Annotated in this window: 10 protein-coding genes and 2 pseudogenes; 1 reads left to right on the plus strand and 11 read right to left on the minus strand. The window is 40.2% G+C overall.

The window, feature by feature from the left end; translation table 11 throughout:
- Positions 1 to 208: 208 nt before the first annotated feature.
- The 11 genes and pseudogenes from F7Y48_RS23225 to F7Y48_RS23275 all read right to left on the minus strand — a co-directional run bounded on the left by F7Y48_RS23225 (position 209) and on the right by F7Y48_RS23275 (position 8,329).
- Positions 209 to 1,123 carry a hypothetical protein gene (locus F7Y48_RS23225; protein ID WP_258507615.1) on the minus strand — a complete coding sequence of 305 codons (915 nt, stop codon included), beginning with the start codon at positions 1,121 to 1,123 and terminating at the stop codon, positions 209 to 211.
- A gap of 161 nt (positions 1,124 to 1,284) precedes the next feature.
- Entirely contained in the window at positions 1,285 to 2,067 is a 783-nt protein-coding gene (locus F7Y48_RS23230) for a hypothetical protein (protein ID WP_023623900.1), read from the minus strand.
- A gap of 235 nt (positions 2,068 to 2,302) precedes the next feature.
- The gene (locus F7Y48_RS23235; RefSeq protein WP_258506947.1) at positions 2,303 to 2,773 is read right to left on the minus strand and encodes a GNAT family N-acetyltransferase; all 471 of its coding nucleotides are present in this window, start codon (positions 2,771 to 2,773) and stop codon (positions 2,303 to 2,305) included.
- A 158-nt stretch (positions 2,774 to 2,931) separates the two neighbouring features.
- Positions 2,932 to 3,684, minus strand: a complete 753-nt coding sequence (locus F7Y48_RS23240; protein ID WP_053812413.1) for a hypothetical protein — start codon at positions 3,682 to 3,684, stop codon at positions 2,932 to 2,934.
- 155 nt (positions 3,685 to 3,839) lie between these two features.
- Positions 3,840 to 4,196 (minus strand): hypothetical protein, encoded by a 357-nt coding sequence (locus tag F7Y48_RS23245; RefSeq protein ID WP_020198239.1) that lies wholly within the window; start codon positions 4,194 to 4,196, stop codon positions 3,840 to 3,842.
- 230 nt (positions 4,197 to 4,426) lie between these two features.
- Positions 4,427 to 4,630, minus strand: coding sequence for a hypothetical protein (locus F7Y48_RS23250; protein ID WP_031418838.1), 204 nt, complete (start codon positions 4,628 to 4,630; stop codon positions 4,427 to 4,429).
- A gap of 732 nt (positions 4,631 to 5,362) precedes the next feature.
- Positions 5,363 to 5,953, minus strand: a complete 591-nt coding sequence (locus F7Y48_RS23255; protein WP_140091121.1) for a hypothetical protein — start codon at positions 5,951 to 5,953, stop codon at positions 5,363 to 5,365.
- Positions 5,954 to 6,197: 244 nt separating this feature from the next.
- Positions 6,198 to 6,671, minus strand: a pseudogene (locus tag F7Y48_RS23260) (HAD family hydrolase).
- Positions 6,672 to 6,803: 132 nt separating this feature from the next.
- Positions 6,804 to 7,265, minus strand: coding sequence for a hypothetical protein (locus F7Y48_RS23265; RefSeq protein ID WP_316685438.1), 462 nt, complete (start codon positions 7,263 to 7,265; stop codon positions 6,804 to 6,806).
- A gap of 138 nt (positions 7,266 to 7,403) precedes the next feature.
- A complete protein-coding gene (locus tag F7Y48_RS23270; protein ID WP_316685439.1) occupies positions 7,404 to 7,802 on the minus strand; it encodes an SMI1/KNR4 family protein in 399 nt (132 codons plus the stop codon).
- Positions 7,803 to 7,948: 146 nt separating this feature from the next.
- A complete protein-coding gene (locus tag F7Y48_RS23275) occupies positions 7,949 to 8,329 on the minus strand; it encodes a nuclear transport factor 2 family protein (RefSeq protein ID WP_005477828.1) in 381 nt (126 codons plus the stop codon).
- Between the two features lie 1,251 nt (positions 8,330 to 9,580).
- Here F7Y48_RS23275 and F7Y48_RS23685 point away from each other — a divergent pair.
- Positions 9,581 to 9,668: pseudogene (locus F7Y48_RS23685) on the plus strand (DNA topoisomerase IV); the annotation flags it as partial.
- Positions 9,669 to 10,064: the final 396 nt, after the last annotated feature.

Genomic DNA, 10,064 nt, shown 5'->3' on the forward strand with positions numbered 1-10,064 from the left:
TGATGTTATTGCTGAATTGATGTTTTCTAGCCCAGATGAAAATGCCTGAGCTGACAGCAATAACAAACATAAACACGTAATTTTAAGTAACACAGTTTTCAAATTTTCCTCCTTGAAAGCTAACGCCGCATTAAGGTGTGAGCGACGCTTGGCTATACTTGAGCGAAGCGAAAGCGCCAAGCGTTGCGAATCACTCTTAAATGCTTTGTTAGCTTAACTTTTTCATATGCTGTATGACATAAACCCATGACTTTTCCACGTTAGCTGCACCTTGAGCTAAAGATTTAGCCCCGTAAAAATAACTGAAAGGATTTACTGTAGACGGTAATGGCAAATTACTTAAAAACATTTCCAGCAAACGCCCCTCGATATTAGGTTTGGCTTGCTCAGCAAGGTACCAAAGGTCTTTTTCTAAGCTTTCATGTAGAGATTCATCAGGATGCACACCTGTACCTACATTATTGAACACCTTATTTCGGAAGCTTTGTATGTATTTATCTTGCCTTAGCTCTAAAATCTGATCCCATGATAGCGACTCAAAATCGGGAATGATTAACTCTGTTGTAAATAAGTTCATTTCATTATCAATGTTATGAGAACTTGCAAACGCCCGACCTATAACAGGAGCCAAACTCATATTAAAATCTGGGATTTTGTCAGATAGCAATAAATTGAATGCGATATCAGATGAAATATCCGAACCTACTATGGCAGCAGCTTTGGACTCTCGCGTATGGTTGTGAATACCCATTTCTTGGTCTAGAGCATTTTGGAACCAAGAGTAACCTAACACCTGTTGAGCTATGTCCGGTGCAATATAGCTACTAGCTTGATATGGTAACTCTTCAGGATTGTCAAAAAAGTCCCACATATCCACAAATAACGATTTGAAGGCTGTATTCCTTGCTAGTTTGAGCCCAGTATTTCTATCACCTCTGTGTGCAACTGTACATCCAATATAAGACGCCACATCGGAAAACTCGTCACGACCACCAATCGGGCATCCATGCCGATTGAAGATCACTTGATCATACAGAAGAGCGTATCTCTTATATATGGAATCTATATCGATTCCAGACCTTACAAAGTTCATCTTGTTAGGAAACGAAGAATATACTTTCACCGAATTTACCTATTGTCGAAATACTAGTTAAGCTAACGCCCTGTTAAGGTGTGAGCAACGCAATACAAAAGACTCTGCAAAGCGCCGTAAACACTGAACTCAACGCATAGTAAGAATGCCAAGCGTTGGGAATCACTCTTAAATGCTTTGTTATGAAACACTTAGCCTAGTGCGCGTTCTACAAGGCTTTTGGCTTCTTCGATGATGGGCTTATGAAACCTTGCATTTAATCGCTCACCAGAAGGACATGCTATTTGTCGCTTTGAATACTTAAAAGATAGGTTTTCACACCAGCACACAATATCTAGCTCTTTTTCGGCCGATAGAGACTGGTTAGCTTGGTCAAACCATTGACGAACAGTAAGGATAAACTTGTTATCAGAATCTTCGTCTTCAAGTTTCGAAACTCGTGCTTCGACACTAGATACCTCATTTTTTACACTAGAAAATTCCAAGCGGATCTTTTCTTGCTCCATGATGGTGTCTGCAAGCATTCTTGAATTTTGAGCCACAATCTCTGCCATCTGTGCAAGAGCAGAGCCTTGCGCTGTCTGTGGTGGTGGATAAACACCGTGCTTTTGCAGAGATGGGATAACCTCATGATAAAGCCAACGTTGAAATTTTTTACCTGCTTTGGACTTATCAGTCCCCATAACACGATTTAGACCAGGTTGAGTGACGAAGACTTCCTTTTCATTTTCAAATCGAGGGTTGGCAACAGGTACATGGATATATTCGTCTGAATCGAGATCTTGCAGCTGAGATTTGATCAGATTAGGAATATATTTCGATGGAAACCGTTCATCTAACGATCTGTTTTCTTTTGTCAATGTAACAAAGATATCTGTTAAAGATATGTGTAATATACCATCGTAATAGCAAGTCCTAATATCACTAGATCCAGCATCACCGTCATAGCATACATTAATCAATTCATTTTCCATTGAAGCCCAACCTTGTCGTTAAAGTTATTAGGTAACTATTATATTGAATATTTAATTGAACCTTATTCTACCTTCTCACTTTTGAGATGTTAGACGTATTTCATAACGCCTTGTTAAGGTGTGAGGCACGCAATACCGATGCCCCCGCATACCACCTTAACCACTAAAACCAACGCATGGTAAAAATGCCACGCGTGCCGAATCACTCTTGAACAATTTGTTATGTAGCCGACTTTCAGGTTAGTGCTTTCTGTCCAATTTGGATTTTGGGCGCAATACCAGCTTTGCGATACAAAGCTAGAGCAGATTCATTGAAAGAATATACCTCTAACCACAGCTCTTCTCCGCCGTTAGAAATAGCCCTTTCTTCAAATGCCTCTATTAGCGCCAGTCCAACACCCTGACTCCTAAAGCGTGAATCCACTACAATCTGTTCAACGCTTGCGATCTTTCGCTGTTTGAGCGTCCAAGACTTACGAACCCATAGCTCACCAAAAACAAAACCTACTAACTGCCCTTTGCTTTCGGCTACCAGACAAATCGAGCTTTCACTTTCGATTATCTTGTGCATGTCTATTTTTTGTTCAATTTCTTCCGGTGATAAAAAGTCATTAGGTAAATTTGCTTGATGATACTCATTAAGCTGAAACTGTAGTTTCTTGATAACACTGATATCTTCAATGCGAGCTTGGCGAATATTTAACATATATAAATCCTTTTAACTTACCGTCCTCTCGCGGCTACATAACGCCGCATTAAGGTGTGAGCAACGCTACCACAAAACTTAACCATACCACCATAAACACAAAACCCAACGATGGAATGAAAAATGCCATGCGTTGGGAATCACTCTTAAATGCTTTGTTATATGAAAACCCCCACAGCACTTGTAACTACTGCCACAAACGCAACAAGGAATGGCATATGATAATCTGTAAAATATGAGGTTGAAAAAGCATACTTTAACCAGCCGAACACTCGTGTGAAATAGAACTTAGCATGAACAAATTCATAATGATTTTTATAAAACTGATTTTCAACATCAGTAGTACCATCTAAATGCGGATGTAGTCTTTCCCAAGAAAGGTAAGGGTCAGATTGCATATGTGTATGAAACTTCTTCCTCAGTTTTTGATCGCTACTGTTCTCTGTATATGCATAAAAATACCCCCGAGTTTTAAATAAAGACACTCTTTCGTTGGGTTTATCTTTGATGCCTCCATAACTGAATGATCGCCTAATATTGGGATCAAGCATATAGATACTTACAGCACTGCTATTGTTTTCTCCTAACTGCGCACGCGCTAATGCATATCGATGAGACTCCTCATAGGCATACATATGCTCAGTTGCTGACCTTTTTGAGTCTCGCAAGTGGTTCTCTTCCCGATAATATTGCCAGTATCGAAGTAAGAAATAGACAAACACTGTTCCAATCATGTAATTAATTGAAGATGGAGAGCCAATATTAATAACGGTTCCAAGAACGTTGATTTTCTCTACCGTAGCTTGGCTAACAAAAAACATAGGCATTACAGCAGAACTCGCGAGCAGGTTTCTTCTCTGCCTTAGCAGCCCTGTCGACATTTCTCGATTTCTTGGTTTTAGTTCATTCACTCGATATTTCCATTTTCATATAACGCCCTGTTAAGGTGTGAGCAACGCAATACAAGAGCTGCCACAACCACCTTAAACACTAAACGCAACGCATAGTAAAAATGCCACGCGTTGCGAATCACTCTTAAACAGTTTGTTATGTGCGTACTAACCAGTTATGACAAACTCGCTTCAAGTTCAGCATCACTCAAATAACGATGTCCTTGGTTTAAGCCTTTAATCTTTTTGAACATAAACTTTGGCATATCTGGAGCAAAGATTTCCTTTTCGTTCCAGCACTTCCCACCTAAGAATATATAGCGACCATCGCTACCGGAATGATGTTCTGGGTTGTTGTCGAACGTAGACAATTCAGCGGTAACGTCCTCGATAACACTTACTACCTGACCTTTGATGACACCTAGAACTCGATACACTTCGTGAGCTTTATCTCCACATTTCCATGCTTGTCGAGTTCCCATTTCGTAGCCGTGCTTTGCTACACCATCATGCACATGTACAACAATATTCATCGTAAATTTAGTTAAGCAACAAAGCGAACATTATACTATATGTTTTTGGGTAAGCACATAACGCCGCATTAAGGGGTGAACAACGCCACCACCGAACTTAACCAATTGTGCCGTAAACACTTAAGCCAATTCAAACCAAAACTGCCAAGCGTTGTGAATCCCTCTTGAATGCTTTGTTAGTTGCCAGACCCAAGGCTTTTATTTAAGGTTTATTGACGCTTTGCCAACACCTATTTCTCGTGTCCTGAAACACTCAAATCAGACGTAGTTTCAAAGCGCCTGTCACTGAAACCACTTGGAACACGCAACGCCGTAGAAAACGAACTGACAACACCAAAAAGACCTTTTGGAGAAACAATGCCACAAAGCTGACTTTCAACAAGTAAATCGGTTTCTGAAACGGCAAACCAAACTAGGAAAAGATCGAAGCTCAATTTCCGCTAACCAAGAACCCGAAGTTCGAAGTGCAAAATAGAACAAAGTACACGAACGATTAGACCTAAACACTCTGTTTTAGCTGCGTTTTCCTCGTTGGCAACTAACGCCGCGTTAAGGGGCAGCAACGCGCTACCACCAAACTTCAATTTACCACCATAAACACAAATACCAAGATTTGAGCCAAACTCGCCACGCGTTGACTGTCCCTCTTGAACGCCTTGTTAGCTGTTTGTTACACCACTTCTTTTAGTGAACTTTTTATAGCCCAAATCAGCGATAGCCCAGAGCACAATAAATACGCCAAAATCTATAAGAAGCTTGGTTAAATCAAATGAGTCTGACATGAAGTTATAATTAAAATTGAAAAAGCTGAAAATCAAATTTGACCCAAGATAGGCAAATAAAAATAGGACAATATATTTCATGTTTAACCTTATGAGGAACTTTATATGCTTCCAGTGACTTTCTGAAAAATTCAACGGTCGTTAGAATAGATTACTTTTCTTGCAAAGTTAGTGCTTTTAAAACTCACTCTCCAAATTTTAGATGCGCCACACAAACTTTAGCAAAGACAAAATAGCCTCACATGGAGTAAATCCACCCAGAGCAGCTAACGCCCAATTAAGGTGTGAGGCACGCAATACCTATGCTTCTGCATACTACCTTAATCACCAAACTTAACGCATAATAAAAATGCCACGCGTGCCGAATCACTCTTAAATTGTTTGTTAGCCAATGCAGTTCACAGATATCCCAAGCTTAGTCAGCACGCCACATACAAGTGCCAATGTAAATAAAACCCACGGCAATAGATAATCTGGAGCATCTTCTTGCTTGATTGAAAACTTAAAGAAGCCTATGAATTTGAAGAGAAGCCATTCAATGCTACTAAACTTAATTACACCATTGGTAAAGTCGTTGCCAGCCAATCGTGTTCCAGAGTATTGAACTTGATAAGTCAATGTAAGCTTTTCTGATTCATAAGAAAACTTAGAAACATGGATTCGGTAAAGCTCATTGTTAAACCCTTCAACGGGGTTATCATCGAACTTAGATTGCCTAGTTTCTTCAAACTCTGATTTTTTATTCTTAACATAATGCTCATCAGCTAGAGACACTAGCTTTTTGTAAAAGCGACTTTCTTTATTGGGAAAGTTGTGGATGGAAACCGATTTTCTATATCCGGTTCTTATCCGCCGACGAGAATTTAAATAGAATCGCCAAGCAAAGTAAAATAAGATCGAATAAGATACCCACTTTAGTGCTGACGGGTTAGAAATTTCATAGTTAATAACAAGCAATCTAATTGATTCATCCATTGGTTTCAGGCCTAGCAACCAATAGAGAATGAAAAATAGAGATATTAACTTTAAGTTTCTCGAGTGTAAATTCGGCTCACTATACATATACATCCTTATCGATAACGTCTGAGCTCCAAGCTTTGGCTAACGCCGCGTTAAGTAGTGAGCAACGTTACCACTGAACCTAAACTATTGTACCGTAAACACAAAACTCAACCAAAACAAAAATGCCACGCGTTGCGAATCTGACTTAAACGCTTTGTTATGTGCAAAGTTCCAACAAATGCCTGATTTCTTTTACTTCGTGACTTCCCTGAACAACCTTACCCATAGGATTAAACCAGACAGCTTGGATGCCAACTGTGACTGCTGGCTCAATATCTTTGTCGTATGAGTCACCAACCATAACCACTTATTTAGAATCAACATTTAAGGTGTCGATAATTCGATGGAAGAAGTCTGGAGCACCTTTGCCAATACCAAGATTAGCTTTACAAAAGTAACCTGAAATAAAAGGAGATAAACCTACTCGGTCGAAAGCTAATTTGATATCACTTTCTGTTGAGTCAGCGGCATTAGTAGCGACATAGATTTGATGTTGTTTCGACAGTGCCTCTAGGGTTTGCAGAGCACCGTTTACAGCTTGGACATTTTCCCAATCATACATTTTCCCTGTTTGATCTGGGAAATCGATCATTAGCGTGTCGCCCCAATCGAATAAGTACACTTTGCTCATTTTGCCTCCTTGCACATAACGCCCTGTTAAGGTGTGAGCAACGCAATACCGAAGCCGCTGCATACCACCTTAACCACTAAAACCAACGCATAGTAAAAATGCCAAGCGTTGCGAATCACTCTTAACAGATTGTTAGGCATTTTGCTTAGTTTTGTACAATTTAAACTCTATGTAACCAGCGTTACTATCGATTTTTAATATTTCAAATAAGTAGAAATAGTCTTTAGATTGAAAGGCTTTGCTAAATTCTTTATCAATGTCGTATGTATGCCAAGTATATCTCCCTACTTCAGGAGTATTTAGCAAGATTTGAGCGGAATTATCATTGTCAATTTTGACTAGTTCAACATTGAAATGTTGCGGTTCAATTTCTGATATTTGAGGCCCCCACGTATTCCCAAGTGATAACTTAACTTGATAAAAAGCCTTCACTTCTTTTGTATCGACAGCCAGTTGCCTACCAAACTCTTGCCCAAAACCGTTCAAAAACGAAGTAATCACAGCTACGCAAATAATGACAAACAACCCAAAGAAGCTATAAAGAGGCTTAGTTTTGAAACTACTCCAATACTTATTTAATGACTCTAAATTCAACTGATACTCCTTGTATGCCTAACGCCGCATTAAGGTGTGAGCAACGCTACCACCATGCCTAAACCATTACACCGTAAACACAAAAACCAACGCAGAGACAAAAATGCCAAGCGTTGGGAATCACTCTTAAATGCTTTGTTATGCATTTAGTCGTTCTTCGGGTGAAAAACTATCGTTCACAAACTTTAAGAATTCACAGCTTATAATTTTCGCTTGTTCCCAACCTAAATCACTAGAATCAACGACATAAAAGCCAGATATAACACCACCTGCAATTCTGGCCACGCAAATATTTCCATTACCATCTAAGCAAATTGGCATTGCGCCAGACATATCGTGCTTTACCCCATAAATATCTTCGCCGTATATCTCCGACAAAGAAAAGAACTGTAACTCTTTGAACCCAAAATAGACTATAGGGCCATCGCTAACACTCCACCAATTCAACATACTTTCAGGAAGAGTTATTTGAAATATAGTTTCTAACTTGTGTATTTCTTCCTGATTTGAGCCTACAGGTCTATCTATAAATTCCATGAATCCCCCTGATGCATAACGCCCAATTAAGGTGTGAGGCACGCAATACCGATGTTGCCGCATACCACCTTAACCACTAAAGCCAATGCATACGAAAAATGCCACGCGTGCCGAATCACTCTTAAATTGTTTGTTAGGTGCGTAGCTTAATCTTGCACTAATCTGACCCATTTTGCCCGCCATGCTTGTGCTTCCATTGGGTCTGGCCAGAACTCTTTTTGCTTACTTATTAAGCCACTTTCAACGGTATGAAAAGTTATAGCTCGTGCTTTTTGGACACTATCTGTAATTGATACATCAGTGACAACTGTTTCACCGTCGCAAACTACAGAGTGAATTGTAAACTCCCAAATACCATTCGCTGGGTAATAGGAATTGATAGCCGTAAAGTTGTCTCGGCCAATAATAAGTTCACCAGACTGTGGCCAGAAACCCTCAAAGTCTGGGCTAAGCCACTCGCTTGCTTTGGCAAAGTCATTTGTTTTCATCGCATCCCAAAAAGCTAGGACGACTTCCTTTGAGTTCATGATTTTCTCCAAGCACCTAACGCCTTGCTAAGGCGTGAGTAACGCAATACAAAAGCTACCGCACAGCACCTTAATCACATAAGCCACCGCATAGTAAAAATGCCACGCGTTACGAATCACTCTTAAGCAATTTGTTAGTACATGCGCTACTTCTATTTATGCACTCCAAGATATTGAAAACTGGGATGATATGAAAGGCTTTGAACACTGAAGTGAGACGGGCAGCTACAAAACTTAAACTCGATTAAGAGACGAGAGTTGGCTAGAAGAAAAATGCACTGAACTGCCCTACTTTCACTGCCTTCAAATTAGAAAAGGATTCGATCCTCGCACTTCGACGGCAACACCAAAGAAAGACAATTCTGACTTAGCAAAAAACCACGACAGAGAAGAAGCACCAAAGAAATAGGTTAAGAGTTAGAAACCGTAAACGGTGAAATCAAAGCAAACACTCCGCATATAGTGCCACCGGAAAGAACGTGAGAGATACAAACTGATAAGTGTAAAGGCGAGCGCCAAAACAGATAAACACCAAAACTTATGACCTTTGATGCCAAACCCGTACTAACGCTAAGCTAAGTGGCTGCAAACGCCCCACGAAACCCCAAATAACCGCCGTAAACACATAAAACCAATTTAAACTAAAACCGCCATGCGTTTGCAGTCCGTCTTAAGCGCCTTGTTAGCTTTTTTCAGATTACCTATTGATTATTAGGGTTTTATCCCCATATACCTAGTTAGTCATTACCTGCTTGTGACGTGCAGACGGTTTTGGTGGCTTCCTCATATCCAATTGGAGAATTTCGGATATGAACGAACCCACCCACAAAAACCATATTGATACACTAAAACGACTTCGTAAAGATTTAGATTCGAAGCTTACAAGTGAAGAAAAAGCGGCTTTTGACTACATAGTTAACAAAGAAAAATGTTACTTATCTGTCCAAAGTACAATCCAGTTAGTTCTGGCGCTTATAAAGCTGTACTTCCATCTGTGATTGGTAACTGGCAAGGCCATCACACTTTACGAATAAGGAGGATTATCGAGAGAGCAAATAGCATACACAGTAAACTAATACGTATTTCTAACAACAAACATTAACTAAGGAGCATGTATGACAAAAACTCCTAGTCACAACCAACAACTAGTTTAAACCTCTGTAATCATTAGGAGGGAGCGCCAATTCCTCCGGTGAAGTATTTGCAGTCCGAAGCAGCAGATTACAAATAACAGAGCAGGATTAACGATTAATGGAAAACTACAACTCAGGTGCAATAACAGTCCTCAATGGACTGGAGCCAGTACGAAGACGACCAGGGATGTATACTGATACCTCACCATCGTCATACGTTGAGCTCGCCGATGAAATTATATTTGCATCCATTGAGGAAGCTATAAGGGCCGAAGTTCGCTCGTTACTTTCGAGTGCGATGACTACCCTAGGTTTTGCTGATAACACTGCGAAACCACTTTGTTTCATTGAAGCTGAAGTTGAGTTACCACAGACAACACACCCTCGTAGTAACGTCTGCAAGGTACCATTAAGCTGGACAGAACTGCTGAAAGTCACGAGGAAGCTAGGGAGAGAGCCCCCGAAAGCTAACGCCCAGTTAAGGTGTGAGAGACGCACATGCACCCTAACCTAAAATAAACTCTGATAAATCCGTGCCTATTTGGGCACTATAACCCCAATGCGTTTCGAATCGCCTTGAACGTCTTGTTATTCCGCAACTA

The organism is Vibrio sp. 2-1-2a (assembly GCF_032648565.1).
Taxonomy (GTDB): domain Bacteria; phylum Pseudomonadota; class Gammaproteobacteria; order Enterobacterales; family Vibrionaceae; genus Vibrio; species Vibrio diabolicus.

What these genes read in the sequence shown, in the direction of transcription:
- F7Y48_RS23230 (WP_023623900.1), bottom strand. Translation starts at nt 2,067, where the DNA reads ATGGAAAATGAATTGATTAATGTATGCTATGACGGTGATGCTGGATCT.
- F7Y48_RS23235 (WP_258506947.1), bottom strand. Translation starts at nt 2,773, where the DNA reads ATGTTAAATATTCGCCAAGCTCGCATTGAAGATATCAGTGTTATCAAG.
- F7Y48_RS23245 (WP_020198239.1), bottom strand. Translation starts at nt 4,196, where the DNA reads ATGAATATTGTTGTACATGTGCATGATGGTGTAGCAAAGCACGGCTAC.
- F7Y48_RS23255 (WP_140091121.1), bottom strand. Translation starts at nt 5,953, where the DNA reads ATGGATGAATCAATTAGATTGCTTGTTATTAACTATGAAATTTCTAAC.
- F7Y48_RS23270 (WP_316685439.1), bottom strand. Translation starts at nt 7,802, where the DNA reads ATGGAATTTATAGATAGACCTGTAGGCTCAAATCAGGAAGAAATACAC.
- F7Y48_RS23275 (WP_005477828.1), bottom strand. Translation starts at nt 8,329, where the DNA reads ATGAACTCAAAGGAAGTCGTCCTAGCTTTTTGGGATGCGATGAAAACA.